This is a genomic window from Erwinia billingiae Eb661, from assembly GCF_000196615.1.
Classification (GTDB): Bacteria; Pseudomonadota; Gammaproteobacteria; order Enterobacterales; family Enterobacteriaceae; genus Erwinia; species Erwinia billingiae.
This window is the reverse complement of the sequence record NC_014306.1, coordinates 4,401,390-4,426,769: the sequence shown is the minus strand read 5'-3', so window position 1 is coordinate 4,426,769 and position 25,380 is coordinate 4,401,390. Positions and strand designations below refer to the sequence as shown.

The 25,380-nt window shown below is 50.6% G+C and carries 19 protein-coding genes and 1 tRNA gene; 9 read left to right on the top strand and 11 right to left on the bottom strand.

The features are described from left to right. Positions 1 to 55: 55 nt before the first annotated feature. From EBC_RS24745 to EBC_RS21500, 4 genes are all read right to left on the bottom strand, one after another. Positions 56 to 4,321 carry a S6 family peptidase gene (locus tag EBC_RS24745; protein ID WP_013203978.1) on the bottom strand — a complete coding sequence of 1,422 codons (4,266 nt, stop codon included), beginning with the start codon at positions 4,319 to 4,321 and terminating at the stop codon, positions 56 to 58. Between the two features lie 404 nt (positions 4,322 to 4,725). Beyond that, the gene (locus EBC_RS21510; RefSeq protein ID WP_013203977.1) at positions 4,726 to 6,021 is read right to left on the bottom strand and encodes a DUF445 domain-containing protein; all 1,296 of its coding nucleotides are present in this window, start codon (positions 6,019 to 6,021) and stop codon (positions 4,726 to 4,728) included. A gap of 55 nt (positions 6,022 to 6,076) precedes the next feature. Beyond that, entirely contained in the window at positions 6,077 to 7,579 is a 1,503-nt protein-coding gene (locus EBC_RS21505) for a helicase HerA-like C-terminal domain-containing protein (RefSeq protein WP_013203976.1), read from the bottom strand. A 202-nt stretch (positions 7,580 to 7,781) separates the two neighbouring features. Next, on the bottom strand, positions 7,782 to 8,294 hold the full coding sequence (locus EBC_RS21500; protein ID WP_013203975.1) for a DUF2501 domain-containing protein: 513 nt from the start codon (positions 8,292 to 8,294) through the stop codon (positions 7,782 to 7,784). 379 nt (positions 8,295 to 8,673) lie between these two features. On the opposite strand from EBC_RS21500, the gene EBC_RS21495 reads away from it, so the two are divergent. After that, a tRNA-Leu gene (locus EBC_RS21495) sits at positions 8,674 to 8,758 on the top strand. A 164-nt stretch (positions 8,759 to 8,922) separates the two neighbouring features. Next, positions 8,923 to 10,176, top strand: a complete 1,254-nt coding sequence (locus EBC_RS21490) for a tyrosine-type recombinase/integrase (protein WP_013203974.1) — start codon at positions 8,923 to 8,925, stop codon at positions 10,174 to 10,176. A gap of 56 nt (positions 10,177 to 10,232) precedes the next feature. On the opposite strand, the gene EBC_RS21485 is transcribed toward EBC_RS21490, so the two are convergent. The 4 genes from EBC_RS21485 to EBC_RS21475 form a co-directional block, all read right to left on the bottom strand. Beyond that, complete coding sequence (locus EBC_RS21485; RefSeq protein ID WP_013203973.1) at positions 10,233 to 12,707, bottom strand: toll/interleukin-1 receptor domain-containing protein; 2,475 nt, start codon at positions 12,705 to 12,707, stop codon at positions 10,233 to 10,235. 601 nt (positions 12,708 to 13,308) lie between these two features. Next, positions 13,309 to 13,581: an ogr/Delta-like zinc finger family protein gene (locus EBC_RS25255; RefSeq protein ID WP_013203972.1), complete on the bottom strand. Its 273-nt coding sequence runs from the start codon at positions 13,579 to 13,581 to the stop codon at positions 13,309 to 13,311. Position 13,582: 1 nt separating this feature from the next. Beyond that, positions 13,583 to 14,131: a phage polarity suppression protein gene (locus EBC_RS21480; RefSeq protein WP_013203971.1), complete on the bottom strand. Its 549-nt coding sequence runs from the start codon at positions 14,129 to 14,131 to the stop codon at positions 13,583 to 13,585. Further along, the gene (locus EBC_RS21475) at positions 14,128 to 14,883 is read right to left on the bottom strand and encodes a hypothetical protein (protein ID WP_013203970.1); all 756 of its coding nucleotides are present in this window, start codon (positions 14,881 to 14,883) and stop codon (positions 14,128 to 14,130) included. The genes EBC_RS21480 and EBC_RS21475 overlap by 4 nt, the downstream gene beginning before the upstream one ends. Before the next feature lie 539 nt (positions 14,884 to 15,422). On the opposite strand from EBC_RS21475, the gene EBC_RS21470 reads away from it, so the two are divergent. The 7 genes from EBC_RS21470 (at position 15,423) to EBC_RS21435 (ending at position 20,091) form a co-directional block, all read left to right on the top strand. Further along, positions 15,423 to 15,689 carry a helix-turn-helix transcriptional regulator gene (locus tag EBC_RS21470; protein WP_013203969.1) on the top strand — a complete coding sequence of 89 codons (267 nt, stop codon included), beginning with the start codon at positions 15,423 to 15,425 and terminating at the stop codon, positions 15,687 to 15,689. Then, a complete protein-coding gene (locus EBC_RS21465; protein ID WP_041692135.1) occupies positions 15,686 to 15,904 on the top strand; it encodes a hypothetical protein in 219 nt (72 codons plus the stop codon). Before EBC_RS21470 ends, EBC_RS21465 begins: the two co-directional genes overlap by 4 nt. A 7-nt stretch (positions 15,905 to 15,911) precedes the next feature. Then, positions 15,912 to 16,451: a host cell division inhibitor Icd-like protein gene (locus EBC_RS25250; RefSeq protein WP_013203968.1), complete on the top strand. Its 540-nt coding sequence runs from the start codon at positions 15,912 to 15,914 to the stop codon at positions 16,449 to 16,451. Continuing rightward, the gene (locus EBC_RS21450) at positions 16,448 to 16,672 is read left to right on the top strand and encodes a hypothetical protein (protein ID WP_013203967.1); all 225 of its coding nucleotides are present in this window, start codon (positions 16,448 to 16,450) and stop codon (positions 16,670 to 16,672) included. Before EBC_RS25250 ends, EBC_RS21450 begins: the two co-directional genes overlap by 4 nt. Next, complete coding sequence (locus EBC_RS21445) at positions 16,669 to 16,992, top strand: DUF5375 family protein (RefSeq protein ID WP_013203966.1); 324 nt, start codon at positions 16,669 to 16,671, stop codon at positions 16,990 to 16,992. Before EBC_RS21450 ends, EBC_RS21445 begins: the two co-directional genes overlap by 4 nt. Before the next feature lie 13 nt (positions 16,993 to 17,005). After that, positions 17,006 to 19,336: a primase-helicase zinc-binding domain-containing protein gene (locus EBC_RS21440; protein WP_013203965.1), complete on the top strand. Its 2,331-nt coding sequence runs from the start codon at positions 17,006 to 17,008 to the stop codon at positions 19,334 to 19,336. A 191-nt stretch (positions 19,337 to 19,527) separates the two neighbouring features. Further along, complete coding sequence (locus EBC_RS21435) at positions 19,528 to 20,091, top strand: hypothetical protein (protein ID WP_013203964.1); 564 nt, start codon at positions 19,528 to 19,530, stop codon at positions 20,089 to 20,091. Between the two features lie 922 nt (positions 20,092 to 21,013). Here the strand turns inward: EBC_RS21435 and EBC_RS21430 are convergent. Genes EBC_RS21430 through EBC_RS21420 form a run of 3 tightly spaced genes read right to left on the bottom strand, consistent with a single transcriptional unit; the run spans position 21,014 to position 25,333 of the window. Beyond that, positions 21,014 to 22,120, bottom strand: a complete 1,107-nt coding sequence (locus tag EBC_RS21430; RefSeq protein WP_013203962.1) for a PDDEXK family nuclease — start codon at positions 22,118 to 22,120, stop codon at positions 21,014 to 21,016. Positions 22,121 to 22,130: 10 nt separating this feature from the next. Then, positions 22,131 to 23,861 carry a restriction endonuclease subunit S gene (locus tag EBC_RS21425; RefSeq protein WP_013203961.1) on the bottom strand — a complete coding sequence of 577 codons (1,731 nt, stop codon included), beginning with the start codon at positions 23,859 to 23,861 and terminating at the stop codon, positions 22,131 to 22,133. Next, positions 23,861 to 25,333 (bottom strand): N-6 DNA methylase, encoded by a 1,473-nt coding sequence (locus tag EBC_RS21420; protein ID WP_013203960.1) that lies wholly within the window; start codon positions 25,331 to 25,333, stop codon positions 23,861 to 23,863. Before EBC_RS21420 ends, EBC_RS21425 begins: the two co-directional genes overlap by 1 nt. Positions 25,334 to 25,380: the final 47 nt, after the last annotated feature.

Below are 25,380 nucleotides of genomic sequence, written 5' to 3'. Positions count from 1 at the left end.
CCTGACAGCAAAAAGACCCCGCCAGTTGGCGGGGTCTTTGTTTTTACAGAAGCGATCAGAAGTGGTAATTGATGCCTGCGATGCCGCTGTAGTCGGTGCGGAAGGTGCCACCCATGCTGCTTCTGGATTTCCCTTCCAGCGACCAGTTATCGGCAATCTTGCCTTCGGCACCCATATGCACACGGTAGCGGTTATCCGATAACGCGCCGAATTTGCGTTGCTGCTGGCTGTCTGAAAGCGTCAGGCTGGAACCGGCTTTGCCCGGCGAATACTGATATTCAACCCCCGCCGTTAACATCACATCCGGATTCGTCTTCCACAGGCCACGCTTCTTCAACTCCAGCCCGGCGGTAGCCATATAAGGCGTGCTGGCGCTGAGGCCAACCTGCGCGCTGTCGCTCTTCAGGCTGAAGCCAGACAGGCTGCCGCCACTCAAACCTACGTACGGCGAGATAAACAGCGAGCCGCGATCGGCAGTGAACTGATAGCCGCTTTTAACGCTGCCGGCCAGGATATGGCTTCTCGCTTTACCGTGGTGAATATCCAGCACCGGATCGAAGGTCAGATCCTGGCTGAGGTGCATATAGCGCACCGCGGCATCAACAAACCAGCCAGCCGGAGACGACCAGGAGTAGTCAGCGCCAACGCTCGCCATACGGTGAGTTTCCTGCCCGTTACCCTTGGTGGTGCCCTGGGTGTAGCCGGCATTAAAGCCGAACATCGTCTGCCCCTGCACGCTGTCCCAGCCGAGGTTCAGAGACTGCTGATTCACCGTGAATCCTTCGAAGCTGCCCTTGTTCTGCTCAATCGACACCCATTCACCGCTTTTTTGCGGCGCATTGCGCAGCAGCGAGGCGCGTCCATGCAGCTGGCTTATTGCTTCGCTGAAGACATACTGGCGGGAAGCCAGTAACGCACGGGTATCGCGGATCAACGGCTTGTTATCCTCGACGGTAAACCAGCTGGCAGGCTTGTCGGGAGTCGGGTCGGCAGGTGCTTCGGGTTTAGCCGCTTCTTCTGGCGATGAGGACTTCGCCGCTTCAGGTTCGGCAGGGGTTTCTGCATCAGCAGATGCTTCAGTTTCGGCTGGGGTTTCAGGAACCACTGGCGCTTCAGATTCTGCCGGTGTTTCGGCTTCTGCTGGTGCGTCAGGTTCAACCGAGGTTTCAGGTTCTGAAGGTGTTACGGGGTCCGCAGATGCTTCAGGTTCTGAAGGTGTTGCGGGATCCGCAGATGCTTCAGGTTCGGCTGGGGTTTCAGGAACCACTGGCGCTTCAGATTCTGCCGGTGTTTCGGCTTCAGTTGGTGCGTCAGGTTCAACCGAGGTTTCAGGTTCTGAAGGTGTTACCGGATTGACTGGCGTTTCAGATTCAGCAGGCGTTTCAGGTTCAACTGGAATCACTGGTGTTACAGGTTCAACCGGAGTTACCGGAACCACTGGTGTTTCAGGTTCAGCAGGCGTTTCAGGTTCCGCTGGTGTTACCGGCACCACTGGTGTTTCAGGTTCAACCGGAGTTACCGGAACCACTGGCGTTTCAGGTTCAGCAGGCGTTTCAGGTTCAACTGGAATCACTGGTGTTACAGGTTCAACCGGAGTTACCGGAACCACCGGCACTTCAGGTTCAACCGGTGTTTCAACCTCATCAACCCCTTCCGGCTCTGCCACGGCGTTATGCGCCAGCAACCATTGCACGCGGTTATCTTTGTCGACCACCTGATAGTCCGGTGTATACAGGCTGAAGCCGCGGGCAACTGAGGGAACGGTAAAGTAATCATGCGCCGTGCCGGCTGGGGCATCCAGCAACACAATGTCATTCAACAACCTCACCGGTTCTGCCGAATCGGCCAGCACGATGATATCCAGAATGTTATTACTGCCCGTTGCGGCATCCTCAATGGTCACTTTGTCGCCCTGCTCGGTGGCAGGCGAAGCCGCGAGGCTAATCGTCAGCCCGTTGGCATCCAGCGATGCCAGATTAAAGAGGGTTGGCGACCAGGCCACGCCATCCGCAGCCAGCAGAGAAATAGTGGAGCCGGAGGCGGCTTTCAAAGACCCAATGCGGCTGTTGCCGCTCAACTGCCAGAACGCGCCGCTGTCCATAGTCATATTGCTGCTGGTGGCCGCCGCAATCGTTCCCTGATAGTTCACTTTACCGAGCGTCAGCAGGCTGTTTTCGCCCAGCGTGATATCGCCAGTGACGGTGCTGGCAGCCAGCGCAGCCAGTTCAGTCGCGCTGCGCAGTGGCTGGCTGCAGGTGGAGATGTCGGCATTGATCACCGCATAACAGCGCCAGACACGGTCCGCCTCAGATGAGCTGGCGTTATAGCCCAGCATTACTTTAGATGAGTCGTCCGCAGCGATATTCGCCTCAACCTGGGCATACTCGCCGACCTGCAACGTGCTGTCTTTGCTAACGGAAATAAGGTCGGCGCTGAAGCGGGAGGTTGTCCAGTCGTCATTAACCACCAGGCCGGCCGCATGAGGAACCGGCTGGCCCGAGAGCAGGACGGTACCCTGCGAGACGTTCAGATTTCCCTTCAGATCCATGCCGCCAGTGAACGCGGTTACGGCAGAGGAGCCGGGTACACTGACATTGACGTTCAACTCGCCTTGCTGGTCGCCACCGCCACCCAGAAAGCCGCGAAAAACCATCTGGTTCATCTGTAACAGCCGGCTTTCGATCAGGGCGTCGCCATCGGTACCTAAATAGATCCAGGTATCGGTGCTGGTTTTATCGGTCGGGAAATACCAGTAGGACGTCTTGTTAAGCTGGAAATATTCGGTGTCTTTGGTGTAAGGGTTGTTGTAAACATAGAGCGACCCGATGGTTCCGGTGTGATTGCTTCCGTTGAACCGGTAAAAAGGCACGTCATCACGGCTGTATCCGGTCAGAGTGATCGAGGCCGGGCTGGCGGAATGATGGTTCACCACCGTGGCACCGCTGTCGGTATGATTGATGTTTTTGAACGTCAGGCTGTTGCCGTTAAGGTCGAGCGTGCCGCCGCGATAACCGAAGAAGATATTATCTGCCGCCACCTGATCGGCATCCTTCAGAATCACCGTCGGGCGTCCGCTGACGAGGGTCACCGAGGAGAACGCCTGCTTGTTGCCCTCTGCGTCCGCCTGTTGATCGAGCACCACCGTACCGTCGCCGGTATTCAGGCTGCCGCCATTGCTCCCGCTGGCATTGACGTACAGCGTACCTGCACCAATTTTATGCAGGGCATCACCGGCCAGCCCGTTAACCTGCCAGCGCACGGTTTTACCGGTATCAACCTCAACACCGCCGCCAACCCAACTGCTGTTTGCGCCATCGGCCGATTTAACGAAGTAGTCACTGGAAAATTGCAGCTTTCCTGCGCCGAGGTTGACCGCCTGATCCAGCACCAGCGTGCCGCCGTCACCGTTAAAGCGCAGATCTTTGGACGCATCCAGCTCCTCGTTTGTGGCGTTGGCGGGTAACGCGGCGTCGACACCATGCCATGACCAGCTGTTGCTTCCCTGGGTGATGCTGTCTGAGCCCCAGTGCAGCGTGCCATCTGCACTGCTGTCGGTAACATCCGCATCGGTATTGTTGGCGATGATTTGTTGAACAAACGCATCCTGGATATAGATTGAATTGGTGTTCAGGCCGTAGGGATAGCGGCCTGATATCGTTGCGGTGACGGCGGCGAGTTTCCAGATTTTCTCAACGTTGTCATAAACCAGCACCGGACTGCCGCTGTCGCCAGTCTGCGCACCAATATCCAGCGGCGTGACGCGGGCATCCGTCGGCGCATAGGTGGTCCAGGAGAGAGAATCGCTGGAGAAGCTGGGATTAAGAATCGTGCCGCCGGTGCGGTAAGTGTACGCATCGGCCAACTTAACGACGGTTTGAGTGTCGGCATCGACCTGTTTCTGGACGCCGGTACCGACACGGACGTACCAGGTGTAGCGGCTGGTATCTGTTAATTCTGTGCCGGTGACATAGGGAATTGTCGCGGTATCCGTCACCACTTTGTTTAAGCGTGGGACATGAAAATCCAGCGAGCTCATTTCATTACGGTTAATTAATTTATAGCTGGCGCCGTATTTGGCACCATTACCAAAACTTACCGTTTTATAGCCACCGTTATGTTGTACGCCGGCCACATAGGAAGGGGAAATTAATGTCGCGTAACCCTGGGAAGCGGAGACCCCAAAATCTGGCATAGGGAAATTCAACGTCCCCGCAAGCAGGCCATCGGTGGTGTAGACATTAACGTCGGTATTGCCCACAGCATACTTGCCGAGGTTTTCGCCAAAATCACGATAGTCTTGGAGATCAACATCCTGTCTCATGATGCCTGCATAAGACGTTACGCACGCGAACAGTGTGCAGTAACACGCAGCGGTCCTTTTTCTCACGATAATATTCCTTCGCATTTATTTTATTTTGCATTGCGCATTAGCAATGAGTTATCTCGCCTTATTTTTTAAACAATTTACGAACACATTAATCGGGTATTAAAAATGATAATAATTGGATTGTAAACGCACTAATGAATAATGATTGATCTGCGATAGTATTCAACCGTCTGAATACCCGCAGTAATGATGAGATATCTTATTAGGAGGATGTTAAATTTTCGCTCAGAAAAGTATGAGGATTTTATTAAAATACGCTTAAAAATAATAATATTCCCTTGTGGGAAGGGAATGTTATTATCGGGGATGCTGACAGGAATAATCTTATTATTCGACGGCTATGTGAGTTGTGCCCAGGCGAGCAGGGCGGGAACCTGCGAGAGTCCCCACAGGATCAGCCCAATCACGCCACCCACCACCGTGCCGTTAATGCGAATGCGCTGTAGATCCTTGCCGATATTCAGCTCAACCTGATGCGACATATCCTTCGCATCCCAGCTTTTCACCGTGTCGCTGATATGGCGGCTTAAGAACGCCGAAAACTCTGGTGCAGCGCTGGTCGCAGCCTCTTCCATATGCTGGTTGAGCGAGGCGCGTAAGTTGGCATCCTGCATCAGGGTTTCCCCCAGCCACTGTCCGGCGGCGCTGACTTTGCTGTGCAGCACAGAATCTTCCTTATCCAGATCCGCTTTCAGCCAGTTCCGCAGGTCGCCCCACAGCTGGCTGATATAGGTATTCAGCGCGTCATCCTGCTTCAGGTACTCTTTAATCTCTTCGGCCTTCAGCTGCATTTCCGGATCGTTGCGCAGCCGCTCGATCAGCCGTTGCACCGCACGGTTAAAGCCCTGACGGATCTCATGCGCGCCATCCTGCTCGATATCGTTGAGGATCGATCGCACCGCATTGGCGGCCATCTCCGCACTTTTATCGCCAACCCATTCGGTTGGCAGCATCTTCTCTTTCAGTGGATGCTCGCGCTTGAGATAACGCATCACCTGCTGGGCGATAAACTCGTGGGTGCCCGGCTTGTTCACCAGATGCAGCAGCTGCGCGATGGCATCGTCCAGCAGCGTCTGGTGACGGTTATTCTTGGTCAGACTTTCCAGCACCATCGCCGCCGACTGCGACAAATCGACCTTATCGATCGCTTTATGAATCGCGCGACGCATAAATGCCTGAATGCGCTGGTCATCTGCCAGATCGAGGAAACCGCGCACGATCTTCAGCAGATAGCCGCCCAGCCGTGCCGCGTTCTCCGGGCTGCTCAGCCAGTTGGCAATCATTTGCGCCGGATCGTGACGACGTATCAGCGTCAGCAGCGAGGTGGTGTTAAGGAATTTGTCCTGCACAAACAGCGCGAGGTTATCGGCGATGCGGTCTTTATTGCGCGGGATGATGGCGGTATGGCGCCCAACCAGCGGGATCGGCACGCGGCTGAACAGCGCGCTGACCGCAAACCAGTCGGCCAGTCCGCCGACCATCGACGCTTCAGAAATGGCCTTCAGCGCACCGACCCAATGATTATTCGGAAACCACAGCGGGTAAAGCACGGTGCCGATAAAGACCCCTGCCGCGCCGCATAACAGCAGCAACGGCGTACGTTTAGCTCTGGTGAGTTCGAGTTCTTTGTCCATTGACCCTTATCTTACAATTTATGGTGTGTTGACGGCCTTGCCTTACTCCAGTCGCTTAGCGTTTACGGCCGCCCATAATGCTGCCCAGCACGCCACGGATAATCTGATTGGTAATCTGACGCGCGGCGCTTTTGGTGACGCTTTGCACCACGCCATCTCGCTTGCCGCCGCGCGGGCCGGTGCTGCCGAACAGGATATCCTTCAGTCCGCCGAGGATGCCGTCATCGACCTCAACCTTTTGCCCTTTGGCCGGCGGCGCGTTGGCTTTGTCGCTGGCGGCCTGCACGCCTTTGCTCAGCATCTCGTAGGCCGATTCGCGATCGACCGCTTCTTCGTATTTGCCGGAGAGCGGAGAGTGATTGATCAGCCCGTTGCGCTCATCGTCGGTGACCGGTCCCATTCTTGAGAAGGGCGCGATCACTGACGCACGCTGAACCATTGACGGGCTGCCTTTCTCATCCAGGAAGGAGATTAACGCCTCGCCGGTGCCGAGTTCCTGAATGGCGGCGACGGTATCGAACGCCGGGTTGGCACGCATGGTCTGCGCGGCCACTTTAACCGCCTTCTGATCCTTCGGCGTAAACGCCCTGAGTGCGTGCTGAACACGGTTGCCGAGCTGGCCGAGCACCGTATCCGGGATATCCGCCGGATTCTGCGAGACAAAATAGACGCCAACGGCTTTCGAACGGATTAAGCGTATCACCTGCTCAATCTTATCCAGCAGCACCTGCGGCGCATCGCTGAACAGCAAATGGGCTTCATCGAAGAAGAACACCAGTTTTGGCTTCTCTTGATCGCCAGCTTCCGGCAGTTGCTCATAGAGCTCTGAAAGCATCCACAGCAGGCTGGTGGCGTAGAGTTTCGGCATCTGATAGAGCTTCTCTGCCGAGAGGATATTGATCACCCCTTTGCCGCTGCTGTCGGTGCGCATCCAGTCTTTGATGTCGAGCATCGGCTCACCGAAAAAGTACTCGGCACCCTGTTGCTCCAGCGACAGCAGCCCGCGCTGGATCGCCCCCACCGACGCGCTGTTGATATTGCCGTACTGCGTCTGGAATGCTTTGGCGTTCTCGCCGATGTACTGGGTCATCGCCCGCAGGTCTTTAAAGTCGAGTAGCAGCAAACCCTGATCGTCCGCCACGCGGAAGATAATCTGCAGCACGCCGCTCTGGACTTCATTCAGATCCAGCAGACGCGCCAACAGCAACGGGCCGAGATCGGAGACCGTGGCGCGAATGGGATGGCCTTTCTCGCCGAAGATATCCCACAGCACCACCGGATTGCCCTGCGGCGACCAGTCGGTCACGCCAATCTTCGCGAGTCGCGCTAACAGCTTCTCAGATGCCGTGCCTTCTTTCGCTATCCCGGTCAGATCGCCCTTCACATCGGCCATAAACACCGGGACGCCGATGGCAGAGAAGCTTTCCGCCAGCTTTTGCAGGGTGACGGTTTTCCCGGTGCCGGTTGCGCCGGTAATCAGCCCGTGACGATTGGCCATGCCAGGCAACAGGCTCAGCGACAGGTCGGTGGTTTTAGCAATCAGCAACGGTTCAGTCATCGGTATGGTTCCTGAAGTAAGCGAAAGAAGTGGGTGAAGTCATACACTAAGCGTAGCAGGCCGACACGCAGCGAAGCGAGAAGGCCACTGTCCTTTTTCAGCGCGGAATGATGACTTTAACGGTTTCAGTTGCAGGATAAATAAAAAAAGAGCCGCGCAATGGCGGCTCCGGGAAGGACGGTGAGGGGACAGCCTCGCCGTTTTAAGAGATAAACTGTTTGCCCTGCTTCAGAACCAGGTCACAGGCTTTGGTTTTCACCTTCTTGCCCATCGCGGTATCGCCCAGGCTGCTGAGGTTCACCTGCTGATTGTTACCGGTGTTCAGCAGACCCATCAGGCCCTGTTTGTAATCGGTAGTTTCCTGCTGCTTCGCCGTGTCGGTCAGACCCAGTTTGCCCATCAGCTGGTCTTTCACCGAGCTGACGTTGTTATCCACCAGATTGTTCTTCACGCAGTATTGCAGCACGCCAGTGGCATTGGTCATGGTGCTGGAGCTGAGTGCCTGATTGCCGCCGCCCAACAGGCTGGTCAGCGAGCTAAGCGACGTTCCCGCAGGCTGAGGCGTGGTGCCTGAAGCCGCAGTGGAAGAATTTGAGTTCTGGCTGAGCGTAGACGCTGCGCTGCTCAGCTGATCCTGCCAGCTGGCTGCAGAAGCCACGCCTGCGAACAAGGAAGTAGAAACCGTTACTGCCAAAACCATCTTAGAAAATTTCATAATAGACCTTTTAGTATGTTTTCCAGCACGACGCCCTTCGGGCGTCACACCGTATCTCCCCTTTGGGACTGCCGGATTGCGGGGGAGTTCCGCATTGTGAATGTGGAAAGCATTTGGTGCTGGCCTTTGAGATTAGTCCTAAGGGAAGGGAGGGCGGAGAGTGGAGCTGGTGGGTTGGCTGCAGAGTGCCTGACGGGGTGGAGAGGGGGACTGATGATTTGAGGCTATTGATGTGCAGGATCGTTTGGGGAGAGGCTGAGTCCTATTTTTCCTCGCGACCGCCGATTTTTTCAGCACTTGCATCACAACAGGGCGGATAGTAGTTGCGCGCAGAGTCGGTAACGGTATAATCCCCAACGTTTTCCGCATACCCTTCAGTGCCGAAGTGGCGAAATCGGTAGACGCAGTTGATTCAAAATCAACCGCCGCGAGGCGTGCCGGTTCGATTCCGGCCTTCGGCACCAGTATCCTGTCCATCCCCGTCCGGGGAAGTCAAAAAAAACCTTAAAAATCATTGTGTAGGATGATTTTATCATCCGGCATCGTCCGAGCATATCCGTTGCAATCCAGACCCCGCTGGGGGCATAATTGGGGGCATCCCCACTTCGATAAGAAATGTGCCCCCAAAATGAAGCTGAATGCCCGCCTGGTCGACACTGCAAAGCCTAAGGAAAAAACCTATAAAATGGCTGATGGCGGCGGTTTGTATCTTGAGGTCACGACAAAAGGATCAAAGTACTGGCGTATGAAGTACCGACGGCCAGCCGATAAAAAAGAAGACCGGCTTGCCTTTGGCGTCTGGCCGACAGTAACGCTTGCTGAGGCACGTGCTAAGCGTGATGAAGCTAAAAAGATGTTAGGGCAGGGGATAGACCCCAAAGCTGAACAGAAAGAAGCCCAGGCTGAAAATGCGGGGGCTTACACTTTTGAAACAATCGCCCGCGAATGGCATGCCAGTAATAAGCGCTGGAGTGATGACCATCGTTCACGGATTATGCGATACCTTGAACTGTATATTTTCCCTCATATCGGTTTGGCGGACGTTCGTAGGCTGAAAACCAGTCAGCTGTTAGCTCCTATTAAATCCGTTGATGCCAGTGGCAGGCACGATGTCGCTCAGCGTCTTCAGCAGCGTGTTACGGCGATAATGCGCTATGCCGTGCAGAACGATTACATTGAATCTAATCCTGCTGTTGATATGGCCGGGGCACTTTCTACGGTCAAGGCTCGTCATTACCCCGCATTACCCTTCAGCGGTTTTCCTGAATTTCTTGAGCGCCTTGCCGCATACCGTGGGCGTATCATGACGCGCATAGCCGTCGAGCTTTCATTACTGACTTTTGTCCGCTCCAGTGAGCTCCGCTTTGCCCGGTGGGATGAGTTCGATTTTGAAAGGGCCTTGTGGCGTGTTCCTGCACAACGCAAAGAGATTGAAGGAGTTCGTTACTCCCACCGTGGTATGAAAATGAAAGAGGAGCATCTTGTACCGCTAAGCAGTCAGGTTTTAGCCCTCCTGGAAAAGTTGAAGCAATTAAGCGGTGACAACGAGAGACTTTTCCCCGGCGATCACGATCCTAAAAAAGTCATGAGCGAAAACACGGTTAACAATGCCCTGCGTGCTATGGGATATGACACGAAGACCGAGGTTTGCGGGCATGGCTTCAGGACAATGGCACGAGGCGCGCTGGGTGAGTCAGGCTTATGGAGTGATGACGCGATTGAGCGGCAGTTGAGCCACTCTGAGCGTAATAACGTACGCGCTGCTTACATTCATACTTCAGAGCATTTGGATGAAAGATGCTTAATGGTCCAATGGTGGGCAGACTATCTTTCAATAAATAGGGAATGCTATATCTCACCATTTGACTATGCAAAAAAATGATTGAATAAAAAATCATATAAATGAAGGCATTATCAGATGCCTTCATTTATTTAAAATTAATTTTTCCCGGCGCAATCCTTTATTCTTTTAAATATTCTTTCCTTGGCTTCATGAGGATACCTTGAGATTTCACCCGCTATAATCTTATTAGCACCATTCTCATCACCTTGTAAGGCTGCTAGATAAGCTTGATAGGTTATTAATGTTCGTTCCGACACTACTTTTCTTCTTCTCATTTTTTCCAAAGACTGCAATGCTTCAGCGATAATATCACTTGATTTAAATTTGAGTCCAACATCACACTTTGCGAGTAAAGGGTAAGGACTTTCAGGATGCATGGAAATACAATCATTAATCTCATCAATAGATTTTGTTTCATCATTTTCTATTTTTGCAGCATACATCGCGGATGCTATTTTTGCCATTTCGTTAGACTGCTCAGAGTCTATGGCCAATAACATGTTTATTATTTCCTTAAGCGTGGAATTGTCGTTTTCTACTCTGTGCTGAGAATTTATAAGGCAGTTGAAATAAGCTTGGCAATGGAATTGATTACTTCTATTTTCTTCGTAGTTTTTCTTGGCGTAATTTAAGGCTTTATCGTATTCTTCAAGATGCGTGTAAACTTGTACAAGTTCGCGTTTAGCTCGTGTGTCGACATAAGGTGCATTTATTATACTTTCAAACTGTTTCAAGGCGTCAGAAAATCTTCCGCATTTTCTGAAATAAAAACCCAATAGAAACTTATGTTCGTCTCCGCGTATTTTTTGAACTTCTGCCAATAGTCTACGATCTGACTTTTTAGCTAAGGCAAGACAGAGGTAATATCTGACATCTTGAACCACACCGCTTTCCATGTTGTTTTCTTTTTGTAGGATAGCATCAGCTAATGATATAACTTTATCTAGTGATCCTTTGGTGTTATAAAGATCTTTCATGCACCTTAGGTAATGTGATGGTATGAGGTATTTAGGGTCAATGTATTCCTCTGACTTCAGCATTTCTTTAATTGTGAATACGTAAACTGATGAGTTTGCCTCTATAAGTTCTTCATTATTAACAATATTTCTTACGACTGAATTTAACTTTTTGTTATGGTCTTCATTTATTTTTAGCCTATTCCTTTTTATGTAATCTCTGACGATATCATTTAGTCTTACCATTTCTCCATCCGAGCCAACTAATTCACAAATGCTTTCTGCAATCAATTCTTCGAGGATAGGTAGACATTCATCCCTATCAATTATGGAAAAAATAAAATCTAAAGTTATCACCTCAAATTGCGCTAGTAATCTCACAAAATCCAATACTGTTTCGTTTTTAACATAACGTTGTAACTGTATTGATGCTTTATCGTTGTTAAAGTCGGAAAGCATCGGAAATTTATTTTCAAAAGGTATTATGCTTTTGTCTTTTATTAATTCAATGGCGAATTTTACTTGTTCAGGTAGGCCAGTGAGTAAGTCGCATATATTGTTAAAGTTTGATGTATCTAAATCACGGATTTCCTCAATTTCAAGAAGTTGAGATAATAATCTTTTTCTTTCTTTTGTATTTAGCTCTGAAAGTTCAATGAAATAAAATCTGTCATCTCGCGGCCTGTTTGAAAAGTTAACTCTATATCTTGATGCAATGCAAAGGACTGGATAGTTGAAATTATTACACTTTTCAACCATTGTTCTGAACCAACTAGATAGTTCTCTTTTGTAGTTTATGATGCATCCATCATCTAGAAAGAATATTGTTTCCTTTGCTTTATATGCTTCATTTAATATTTTAATTATAATTTCTTGTTTTTCTTCAATGCTTTTTTCAGATAGTGATAGCGCGCTTTCGTTAATGTCAATAATCCCCAAGTCATTAAGTTTAAGTATAAAGTCCTCAATTGATTCATTCCTATCGAGATATATTGCGTAAGGGGTTATTTGGCTTTTTTGAATGTTGCTTTTTATTAATGCTTTGGAAAGGAATGTTCTTCTTCCAATGCCTATAAGCCCGGAAGAAAAAATTACAGTTGGTTTTTTCTTTGCATAGTCATTAATTCTTTCCTCGAACTCCTCTAGCTTTTCGTTTCTGCCTACAAATAAAGAGTTTATTTTTTCAAGTTTAGGGTGTTTTTGCCAAGATATTTTATAAAGGTGATTCTTTATTCTTGATGCTGCTATTTTTGTGCGAGTAATTGGCTGTAGGTTATAATGCTTTCTTAACCAAGCAGGTATTCTTTTATCTTCATGGTTTATATTGCTATCAATAATTATTGGGAATATTTTTAAAATCACACCTGCATCATAAAGAGCTTTGGATTCTATTATTTCTTTTCTTACCCATTTTGACTCTAGCGCGCTATTTGAAATGAAAAGCACAAAGAGTTCTGATTCTCCGAGCCCTTCCATAATTTGATCTAGTGTTTTCTCTCCTTCCTCGAAAGTAAACTCATCATAAATTATGTTTTCCTTTCCCAGCCAATTTGCAACATTACGCACGTAATGTTCTTTATCTTTACTTGAATGTGATAAGAATGCTTTTATCATTAAAATTCCCTCTATATCAATATTTAACTAGTACCAGGAAGTTTTATCTTGTGAGCTTTCTTTGCTGTATGGTTTAAAGCCCCCTAAGCAGAGATGAGCTCAGAAGATGAGTCTAATCATGAGCATATCCTGAGTTATGCGTTTACGTTCGTATGCTATCTTTCATAAGGTTAGTTGACTCCAGCAGATATACCTTTTTATCTCACCCCCTTAACTTTATCAATAGAAACCGCCTTCTAATGGAATTTCATGCACTAAAGAATAGCCCGATCAAGGATAATGCATTGTGTAATCTTTGTGGTGGCTTATAAATCTCTAAAGCTAAGGTTTGCTAAGAATTGAGACTAACTAGGCATGTCTATATCCACTGCGCGCGCTCGTACCCCCGCCACGCCTGCCCACTTTATGGGCTGGTTTTCATGCGCCTGCATGAACACTCTGAATGCAAGCTGCTGCAGGCTTCAGATGGGGAATACCAACTGCATAAAGTCATGCGTTTTCATGCGGCATAGTCATGCACCGACACAGAACGGCAGGCCAGCCAGATAAAGGGCATAAAAAACCCGGCGCGCTGGCCGGGGTGCGTATGAACTTCAAATTTTCAGACGGGGATCTGCTGGCGCTTTGAAAGGCGACTTCCTGAACCATAGCGCCCCAGAACCTGTGGCTTTCTTTCCGGTGGTTCAGGCAGCCCGCCCAGGTCGTTTGTCCGTCCAGGCTTCATGATTATCTTCTCCACGCTCTCCAGTGCGGTGAAGGTGCATGAGCACTCAATATTCTGGCACTGATACCAGGTCCTTTTCACCGTGGCTGATTCATAGGCGCTGGTGCGCGTGTGGGCTACCGCGCCACACTCCGGGCATTTCAGCGCCATGTCACGCGCCTCCCTTAGTGGTATCCAGCGTTGACAGGCGGCGCTGGAAACGAAAGTGTTGTGCTGTTGTATAACCCTGCTGGCAGTCTTCAGCCATAGTTCCGTCAGGAAACAGGCCTGACCCGGCAATAATGTCCCGGTAGGCTTCTGCCGGTTGCGGTCTGTTCGCTTCTGCCTGACGGGCAAGTGCCGTCCGTAAGACCCGCGCTGCCATTTCCAGGCCGCCGCGTCCGATGAGGAAGGGTGCAAGGGCGGTTGTCAGTGCGCTGCCGTTATCAGCCATAAATGCGTTCAGACCGTCTTCCACGCAGGCATCGAGCACCATACCTTGCGTATAAACGCCCTCACGCGCCGCACAGTTAATCTGCCACTCCAGCACCGCCAGCCGTTCGCGCACCTTATCCAGCTGAATGGCGTAACCAGCTGGCTTCTCCCCGGACGCCAGCAAGGCTGCCAGCTGCTGACTGGCAACTTCGCGACTGCTGCGCAGCGTCTGCCATTCCTGCGCGGCGGTCAGATACTGATTCAGAGCTTCCTGTGGTTTTTTCATTGTGCTTTTTCCTTACCACCGGCCCGTTCACGTTGAACACGAAGTTTGTGTAGCGCTGCCGGGCTGGGGGCGTTATGAACGCTGACAGAGGCAGCATGTGCCGGGTATGCTCCCGTCTGCTTCAGCAGCGCGTCATTTTCAGGCGCGGAATTCATATCCAGCGCAGGCTTTGTGATTTTCTCATCGATAAACTGTTTAAGAATCGATTCAGGGTCATTGACTGAGTTCACCACGCCGATGACGGCGCTTGCCCTGCGACCCAGGGTGGTTTTCATAAGGCCTAGTAATTGCAGCAGCTCCTGCCCGTTTGCCGCCATAAACTGCTCCCACAGATGAAGCGAATACCCCTCAGTGAAATCGTTGTGAGCGTTGATATAGTCCTTTGCCATATTCGCGGTATCAGCCATGAGCGCTTTGTTTTTGTATTCCTGTTCGGCTATCAGGTAATCGAATTCGCTAAGTGTTTCATGGCCCAACGCAATCTCAGGGCGCAGCTTCTTCATACGGGGCGTCATTGCGCCGTTATTGTCCCGGAACAGCTGCCGCCATTCGTCGTTGAGCGCCTTTGCTTCATCTTCAGTCTCCTGCCTGCGCTGCCGGATAGTGGTCAGCATGGCTTCGCCCTCGCTTTGTCTGCGGCGCGTATCAAGCCAGGTGGCTTTAGTGAGGTTCAGCTTGTTGAGCGTCTGCTGGGTGGCGGCAGGCAATGAAGTGGTGATATCTGAATCATCAGGTGTGTTTGTATCTGTCATGGTGTTCCCTGTCAGGTTTGTTTTGGTAAGTCAATTGTGCCGACGCTCACACAGTCGAACCACCACATACCGTTGTCTCAGCGACCAGACAAAATCCCTTCTTCTGGCTAGCCAGGAAAAGGCTTCACAAACTTCTTATGTCGATTTTACTTTTGTATATATCCTTCACCTTTCTTCACTCTAAAGAAAAATAGAGTAAATACAGTAAATTAAGGGGTGAACAATCAGAAAATGATTCTTCACCCTCCGTACACCATCCTTCACCTTCTCAATTCTTCTGTGCCAGCCTGTTTAGACTTGTTTGGTATATTAAAGTTATTTAAAATTCTTTTTTATTATTTGATAAAAGCTCCTTGGCACTCATTGGTACTCATTGGTACTCATTGGTACTCATTGGCAATGGGGAAAAAAAAACGGAATATTTGTCAGCCATCAGACAATTTTCACTTGTTGATTCCATAGGAAATATACTCAAAATAAAGAGCTACCAGAGGCCGGGCACGTCCGTCCGGCTCATTACGGAACCCTGAGAGGTAGCCATGCATAACAGTATTTCCGCATCTTCATCCGCCCCTGCGGCACCCGCTTTACCTGCATCCCTGCCTGTACAGGAACGCTTTATTCGCCTGCCCGAAGTGATGCATCTCTGCGGTTTATCCCGCTCCACCGTTTACGACCTCATCGCTCGTGATGCATTTCCGGCGCAGATATCACTGGGCGGCAAAAACGTGGCGTGGGTTGCCAGTGAGGTTGGCAGCTGGATGAATGATCGTATCGCCGCGCGCGGTCAGGAGCGCTTGTCATGATTATGCTGACCATCGGCGGCGTGACACACCGCCTCTCCGTAGAGGATGCCAAAAGTCTGGCGCTGGCAGTCGCCGCTGAGGTGGATGAACCGGGGCAGGCTCAGCGTTTTCAGGGCACCGGTATCGCGTTCAGCGTGGCGTGCTCCGGCGCCGTATCCGGTCAGCCGGATGTGGAAAACCTTTCCCGTGCCGGTATTTCCCTCACCGACTGCTGAGGCATCCATGATATTTTTCTTCTGCTTCCCCGGCTTGCCTGCCGGGGCATTTTCCTGCTACATTCTTTTCGCTGTCGCAAAATCGGCAGCCGGGCGTAGGAACCCGAGTAATTCACAGGCGACACCAGACGCGCCTTGCGTCTTTTTTTGTGTCCAAGCCTCAGTGCACCCATTTTTCGGGCAGCGGTTCTGTAACCGCTGTGCCGTCCGCGTAATGGTGGCCTGGGCGGGGCAGCCTTCGGGCTGGCCGGTATCCTGTGAAGCCGGTATTCCTACCCCCGTCCGGGCTACCACCCATGAGTGTAGGAACTCCGGTGGTGGCGTTAACCGCTATTCACAGGAGACTGCCATCATGGCTACGGTCACTCATTCCCCACACATTCAGTTCGTCTTTGTTTTTGCCGCCCTTCGCCGCTGTGAGCGCCATTCCCGTATTCAGATGCTGCGCACGGTGGCTGCAAGTGAGCGCGCCGCGCGCCTGCCGCTTGCCCGTGACTATATTCTCTCTCTGGCCGCCCGCCTGCCTGTAAGGGAGGTGCGCGCATGAGCCACGCCAGCATTTCTCATGAAGATATTCTCCGCCTCGACCATATCCGCAACGTCGGCCAGCTGGTTTCTGACCTGACCCGGATTCAGGACTGCCACGAAGTGCCACCGGCTGACCAGCGCGCGCAGCTGGCCTCCCTGATTTACCTGATGACCGCCCAGCTGGACGGCGTGGTTGCCCGCTGCAGCGACGGCTGGATGAACATGGAGGTGCAGTCATGAAAGAATGTCACCTGACGCCCGCATTAAAAGCCGCACTCTACCGCCGCGCGGTGGCCTGTGCCTGGCTGACCCTGTGCCATGAGCAAAAACGCTATGCCTCCCTGACGCTGGCGCGGCTTGAACACGCCATTGAAACCGAGCTTGAGGGGTTTTATCTGCGCCAGCACGGACGCCAGCGCGGGCAGGAAATTGCCTGTGCGCTGCTGGCTGACCTGATGGCCGCCGGGCCGCTGAAAGCCGCCCCGTGCCTGTCCTTTCTGGGACAGGTGGTGATGGATGAACTGTGCGGACGTCTGAAAGACGTGCCGGTACTGCACTGAGGGAGAGCAAATAATGAAAATGACCGTAACAGAAGCGGCTGCCGCCGCAAGGGGCCAGTGGCCCCGCATCCTCCCGGCCCTTGGTCTTAAGGTGATGAAGAACCGTCATATGCCTTGTCCGGTCTGTCAGGGCACCGACCGCTTTCGCTTTGATGACAAGGATGGGCGAGGTACGTGGATTTGCAACCACTGCGGGGCCGGTGACGGCCTCACCCTGGTGGAAAGGGCGCTCAGTATTTCGCTCAGCGAGGCCGCCGCGCGCGTCAGCGAACTGAGCGGCGCTTTGCCCGCGGTGCAGCCTGAATCCCTGACCATAAACACGGCTGATGATGAAGCCGCGCGCGCTGCGTCCATCACGCTGGCGCAGCAGCTGGTCAGTACGGCGAAAGACGTCACCGGTAATGCCTACCTGTCGCGCAAGGGCTGGCCGCAGCATGGTGCCCTGACACTTGCGAAGCCTCAGAAGGTTGCGACCATCAGCTACCGTCCGGGTGACGTGGTGGTGCCGCTGTACGATATGAGCGGGGAACTGGTTAACGTTCAGCTGATTAACGCCGCAGGTGAAAAGCGCACGCTGAAGGGCGGGCAGGTGAATGGTGCCTGCCACGTTCTCAGCAGTGGTAAACCGGCAAAGCGTATCTGGCTGGCGGAGGGCTACGCCACCGGCCTGACGGTGCATAACCTCACCGGCGATGAGGTGTGGGTGGCGCTGTCGTCCGTTAATCTCCTTTCCCTGGCAGGCCTTGTCCGGGAAAAACACGCCACACTGCCGCTGCTGATAGCCGCAGACCGTGACCTGAACGGCGACGGACAGACGAAAGCACGCAGAGCAGCTGAAGCCTGTAACGCCGACGTTGCCCTTCCGCCGGTATTTGGTGACTGGAACGATGCTTTTGTTCTGAACGGCGCGGATGAAACCCGACACGCGCTGAGCGTTGCGGCCGCTCCGGTCAGGACCAGCCCGTTTAACACCATGAGCGAGGCGGAATTTTCGGCCATGAGCGTCAGCGACAAGGCGGAGCGCGTGTCTGAACACTATCGTGACCGGCTGGCCGTGGACGCAAGCGGTGAAGTTCTCAGCCGCTACAAATCCGGCGCGTGGAAGGTGATGCCCGGCAATCAGTTTCGCCGTGAGGTGGCGGCGCTGTTCCTTAAGGTAGGGGCAAGCTTTTCATCTACGAAAGTGGCGGGAATCGTCGACACGCTAAAACTCATTGTGCCGCAGCAGGCAGAACCTGCCCGCCGCCTCATTGGCTTTCGCAACGGCGTACTCGATACCCGCACCGCTACGTTCAGCCCGCACAGAAAAGACTACTGGCTTCGTACCGTCAGTGACGTTGATTTTACCCCGCCGGTGACGGGTGAGACGCTGGAAAGCCACGCGCCGCACTTCTGGCAGTGGCTGGACCGGGCCGCAGGTCGCTGTGCAGAGAAGCGCGATATCATTCTGGCCGCGCTGTTCATGGTGCTCGCAAACCGCTTTGACTGGCAGCTGTTTCTTGAGGTGACAGGTCCGGGCGGCAGCGGTAAAAGTATCATGGCCGAAATTGCCACCATGCTGGCCGGAACGGATAACACCACCTCTGCGACCATCGAGACGCTGGAGTCATCACGGGAACGCGCGGCGGTGATTGGCTATTCACTGATTATCCTGCCCGACCAGGAGAAGTGGAGCGGTGACGGTGCGGGCATCAAGGCCATCACTGGCGGCGATGCGGTATCCGTTGACCCGAAATACCGTGATGCCTATTCAACACATATCCCGGCGGTTATTCTGGCGGTGAACAACAACCCGATGCGCTTCACTGACCGCAGCGGCGGGGTGTCACGCCGCCGGGTCATTCTGCACTTTCCAGAAATTGTTGCGGCCAGTGAACGCGATCCGCAGCTGAAAGAGAAAATCCGGGGAGAGATGGCCGTTATCGTGCGCCAGCTGATGCAGCGGTTCAGCCAGCCGCAGGACGCCCGCGCGCTTCTTCAGTCTCAGCAGAACTCCGGGGAGGCGATGCGCATCAAACGCGACGCCGATCCTATGGTGGATTTCTGTGGCTACCTGTTTACCGCACCGGAGCCGAACGCGCTTTATATGGGTAATGCCAGTATCCGTCCCGCACAGCCACGCCGCTATCTGTATCATGCTTACCTGTGCTACATGGAAGCCAATGGCTATAAAAACCCACTGAGCATGAAAATGTTTGGTCTGGCTCTTGAGGGAATTTTACGGGAATACGGGCTGAGCTATCTTAAGCGGCGAACCAAGCAGGGGATCCAGACCAATCTGGATCTGACGGAGGAGAGCAACACCGACTGGCTGCCAAAATGTGATGACCCGGCAGCCATCTGAAACATACGGAACCGGCGAAAGCCGGTTTTTTTATGCTTAGCATGTGATGATATACTTCATACAAAATTCTTTGAAAATAGATAGTTAAAGCGATTGCGTGAAAAGGATTGTAGATAATTTCGTTTGCACTATATTTATTTTAATATGCTTCCTTGATATAAGGGATTAATTTAATAATTAGCGAGGTTTAAATGATGGATGAAATGGAGTTTGGTGGCTTTATGGTGAATGTAATTATGATGATAATCGCCATTGCTTCATCTTTAATTAGTTACTTGGTGTATAAAGAGAACTCTTCTCCTGATATTATTGTTTACATTGAGCAGGATAAGCACGCACCAACGGTACTCAATTTAGTTATAAAGAATATAGGTAAAAGTGCAGCTAAAGATATCACATTTGAAGCCAGTGAGAAGCTACCCCAAAAAGCTTTTTTTGGTGAAAAATCTAAAGTTATGTATGAAGGGCCTTTAATATCAGGCATCCCGTTTCTTGCGCCCGATGTATCAAGGATATCTATGCTTGGGAATTATGCGGGACTAAGCGAGTGGTTTAAAGAGAAAAAAATAACGGTAGATATTACTTTCTACAAAGCAAATCCTAAATCTCTTTACCCAAAAGCCATTAAAAATAGAACTTATTTGGATATCTACTCTTTTTTAGGGGTTTCTGCTTCTGATAACTCAGTAGGTAATAAGATGTTAGGCGAGTTGAAAAAAATAGAAAAGGCAATTCTATATAAAAGTAAAGTTTAGCTAAAGTCTTATAAGGATGAAAATGATCAGCAATAATTAATGCGTAGTTTATTTTCTGACAAGGGCATCGTTAGTGAGCATTCTGGACGTTTAGGCGCTACAAAATCATGCGGTTTACAAAAAGTTAAGATTACTCAGATTTGCTCACCCGGAACCAATGAAGGCCGTTTTTTACGCCTATTGTACATCCGTGGTGTAGAGTACAGTCTATTCTACATCCATGCTTCATCATCTAATTAATTGAATTTAAAGATAATAAATGAAAGGTGTAGAGTGTGAAGGATTTTTCATAAAATCTTTTTTTGATAAAGTGTGGTTTGGTTCCGTGTAACGGAACCTGACTGAGTGAAATAGTCAATCATGATTACCTTAAACAAAAATCATACAATCTAGTTAACTTTATGAATTTAAAGTGAATTGTAAAAATTGATGTGGGGGCACAAAAGGGGGCATATAAGAATTTACCTTCATTTTTGTCTTTATTAAACAATGGATTGAAGGTTTGTTTGAGTCCGGCCTTCGCACCAATAGTGTATGAAAAAATTAAGTCACCGTTGAGGTGGCTTTTTTTTTGGTTAAAATCCCGTACCTGCAAGGCTTTTCTCGCTTTTGTAGTCCACCGTCATCAGTCTGAGTTACCCCACATCAACACGTTAGATAAGCAGATGAGTTATTAAGAACCTTACTTTTTACGTGCGGGTTATATTCATAAGGCAGAGCATCTTGGAGTACGCAGATAGATGTTGAAGTGGTAGGCGTATTATCTGGATGCGAATCGTGAACTAGTCGTATCCCCATTTAAAAATACGTTGAGGTAAAAAAATGAAACAACCATACGCCGCAGATGATACTGCGGCTGCTGTTCATTTTCAGAAGTCTTCTAAAATACTAATTTCGTACATATCTGGAAAATTAATACCAGCTAATTACATTCTGCGTTCCAGTTTACGAAAGATCGCTTCAATTTCTCGATAGTGTGACGCCATCTCGGTGCTGTCGGCCTACACACGGTATTCTGATTACCGAAGAAGCCGACCTCGCTCACCGCTTCTTGTTCGCTGCGAGTTTCAAGCCATTTAACCGAGACAAAATATTCTGATTTATCAGGATTATCGGCGTTATCGCGATACCAGGCACCAAATTTGAGCACGTCCATTGCGAGTTTTTCGCCATTGTCGGTGTTAACCATATAGCTGCTAGCTGGTTCAACGGCGCTCTGTACCAGACCTACGCCCACATAACCTGTTTTAGGGATATTGACCCAGACACGGTCGCCTGGCTGGAGCTGCTTTAAAGTTTGACTGTACCAACTGCCACCGCCTGCGCTGATAAATCCGTAATTGCGAGCCTCTTCCCAAACGCGGCTTTGTGGATCACCAAAGGAGACGTAAAACTCTCCGTTCCAAGGTTCTTTAGTGCTGCCATTTACGCTTGTAACTGCTTGTGCGGCATTGGTTTGTGTCTCACTCGGATCGATAAGCCAAGTGCGGCTTAAGAACTGCTCGTCACCGTGCTGGAACACTTTGAAGAACAGGATGTTAATCGAGATGCCGTTCTTACTCAGGTAATCGATAATACGTTCGGTGGACGGATCCAGTTCTGCTGCCACAATGATGATTTGATGCGACTGGTTGAGCGACTCTTCTTCCAGCTCAGTATTGAAGCGCTGTCTGTACGCGTCGCCCAGGTTACCGCCGCCGGAGAATTTTTCATAAATTTGCGACAAGCGATCGGCGGTTAAGTCATCCACCCAAGAGGCGTAATCGAGCGCCTGAGCAACCACTTCACGCGGCGTACGGTCGCGCTTAAGCTCAATCAGGATCAGCGAGGCATCCGGCGCGATAGCCAGCAGATCGATACGCCCTTTATCGAGCGTATTTTCCTGATGGCCGATAATCATCCATTGATCGGAGAGGATTGTCGGGTCGTTTAAAATCATCCTCTCCAGCAGTTGCTCACTCGCAAGTTTGCTGATGGTCAGCGGCTGAGGATTGTCCCCTACCCGCCAGATAGCATGATGAACCGGCATCGTCTGTTCCTTAGTTTAATGCTGCGTCTGTGAGTGCATCTGCCAGGTGCTGCTGGGTTTGCTGGGCGGATTGCAGGTGGGATTTTAGAGTGTCACAAATATCATTAAATCGCTTCACTTCGCTAACGATGCGCTGTTGTTCTTTGATTGGAGCCAGAGGAAAGATAAAGCTTCTGACTTTCTTCCCGTTTAGTGCGGGTTGTGCTCCTCCGTGCCCATCTCCTCTATGGGACAAATATTTACTTTTCGCCCAGAACCAAACATATTCAGGATCTACAAGCTCCCGGTTAAAAACAAAAGCAGCAACATTTTGGTTAGTGCACGCATCAATACCTAAAATTGCAGTCTGCCCTCTCGTTTTTCCTTGGCCAATAATTGCCATGAGTAAGCTACCTGCTGGAATCATATTGGTGCTCGAATTTTTAAAACCCTCAGATGTGACTTTTTCTTTTGTATCTAAAATAACTTCATTTGCAACTTCTCCAGAGCTAACCCAAGGGATATCTCCATTCCAATATTTTTTTTCAGTTCTATCAGGAGTACTTCCCAACCTTATGTCAGCAAAATCCTGAACAACAATATTTAACCACGAACGGGGTAATAAGGCAGGTTCTCCCAAAGGTTCAACTGGAGGATGTTTTTTAATTTTCCCTTCTTTCACCAGTTGCGCTTTTTCCTGCTCAATACGTTTTAGCAGTTCAGAGGCGGGTTCATCATTCGGGTCTTGCGGCACCAGTTTACCCATTACTGCCAGTTGCAGAATGGTTTGCTTAAGCGCGTCAATACTCGCTTCGGTGGTAAATAGCGTGTCGAAATGCTGGCTAATTCGCGCCCAGTTTTCAGCTAATTCTTCTGCATTTTGGCTTTCGGTCAGTGTTGCCAGCAGGGTTCCTACCAGATGCTGGTGGGCTTCCAGACTGGTCAGAGATTGCTGTTCCAGTTGGTCGCAGAGGGACATTAGTTCGTCAACTTTATTCACAATCCTTGCTTGTTCTGCAATTGATGTTAATTCAACCACTGCATGGATGGCTTTATCGGTTCCTAACCTTGGTAAGTTCATTCCATGCGTTGATTTATTTGCGTAAGCAATAAACCTTGGAGATTTAAGTAAAAGGCGAATGTAATCAGGAAGAATATTACCGTAGCCCTTTATAGGAATAATTTCGGTTGTACATACACCACTATCATCAGCAACCAAAACTTTATCCAGATAGGGTCGTAACTTCCCGTAGAGCACATCATTTTTATAAAATTTATTCTTTGAACTTTTAAATGGACGCTCAGAGAACTTAACTCGATTTAAGAGCTTGGATGTACTCTTTTCAATATCTTCAAGCTCAACAATCCAAGTATCTGCATTCGCATCAGTTGGTTCTGCTTTATCACACTCGCCATAGTTAGTAATAAAACCTAACCTCATCCATTCCCACCCCTCCGGCAATTCAAACGGCTTCTCTTCTTCGCTAATTTCCAGCAGCAGCTTCTGCTTTTTAATCTTCCCTTGTTTTAACAGTTCCGCTTTCTCAGCAGCAATACGCTTTAACAACTCAGACGCCGGTTCATCATTCGGGTCCTGCGGTACCAGTTTGCCGCGCACCGCCAGCTCCAGAATCAGCTCGCGCAGTTTCTTAATGCCGTAGAGATCGATTTTGCCGGTGCTGCCACGCCCGGCGGTCGAGCGGGTTTTCAGCGCGGAAGTCCAGGTATCAATATGCTGAGTAATCAGTTGTTCAACGGCCATCAGTTCGCCCCCTTGTTGCCTGCCAACGCGGCACCGAGAATATCGCGTAGCTGGTTGCGCAGTTCGCTGATCTCCGCCTGCTGTGTCTGATACTGCGCCAGCAATTCGTCCGGGTCGTGGCTGACGGTTACACCCTGGTACGGGTTCTTGATATCAAGGTTGAAGTTGCGCGCAATGATGTCGTCAATGCTGACTTTCCACGCCTGGTTGTTCTCTTCGCGGCTGGCAAAACCGTCGGCTTCGCTGCCCCACCAGTCGATTTCCGCCTGGAACTCTTCAAACTTCATCGGTTTGGTTTTGCTGTAGTTCTTTACGCCATCCGGGTACGGGTGCTCGTAGAACCATACCTCTTTGGTTGGCTGACCTTTGGTGAAGAACAAAATATTGGTTTTGATGCCGGTGTACGGGTTAAACACGCCGTTCGGCAGACGCACGATGGTGTGCAGGTTGCATTCTTCGGTGAGCAGCTTTTTGATTTTGGTTTTGACGCCTTCGCCAAACAGCGTGCCGTCCGGCAGGACCACCGCTGCGCGGCCTTTGTCGGCCAGCACTTCGATAATCAGTTGCAAGAACAGGTCGGCAGTTTCACGGGTCTGCATTTCTGCCGGGAAATTTTTCTCGATGCCGTCTTCTTCGGTACCACCAAACGGCGGGTTGGTAACAAATACGTCGACTTGCTCATCCCATGAAGATAGTGGTTTGTTAAGCGTGTTGTCATGGCGGATTTGTACCGGCACTTCAATGCCGTGCAGCAACATATTGGTGGTACACAGCAGATGTGGAAGCTGCTTTTTTTCGACGCCGAAAATCTGCTTTTGCAGCGTTTTATGGTCTTCTGTGGTTTTAACGTAATGCTCTTTCACATGGTCGAATGAACACGCCAGGAAACCGCCAGTGCCGCAAGCCGGGTCCATAATCGACTCGCCCAGTTTCGGGTCGATGCGGTTGACCATAAAGCGAGTCACCGCACGCGGGGTATAGAACTCGCCCGCATTGCCTGCGTTTTGCAGGTCGCGCAAGATTTGTTCGTAAATGTCACCAAACAGGTGCCGTTCGGAACTGCTGCTGAAGTCGATTTCATTAAGTTTGTTGATCACCTGGCGCAGCAGCGTACCGTTTTTCATGTAGTTATAGGCATCGCTAAACGCTTGCTTAACGACAAAACCGCGTGGGTTTTTGTCGATTGGCGCAATCATGCTTTTAAGGGTTGGGAACAGGTCGTCATTCACAAATTCCAGCAGTTCGTCGCCGGTGATCCCTTCGCTGTTTGCCGCCCAGGTGCGCCATAGGTAGCGTTCAGGGATCGGCAACTGGTAATCATCTTGCTCCAGTTCCAGCTCTTCTTCCTGAGTATCAAAAATCTTCAGGAATAGCAGCCACGAAAGCTGCCCGAGACGCTGAGCGTCGCCGTCCACGCCTGCGTCTTTACGCATAATATCCTGGAGGGATTTGATGACTGAGCTAATTGACATGTTTTCTTTCCGCTTTTAAAAAATGATGCCACCGGGAGCCATAAGCG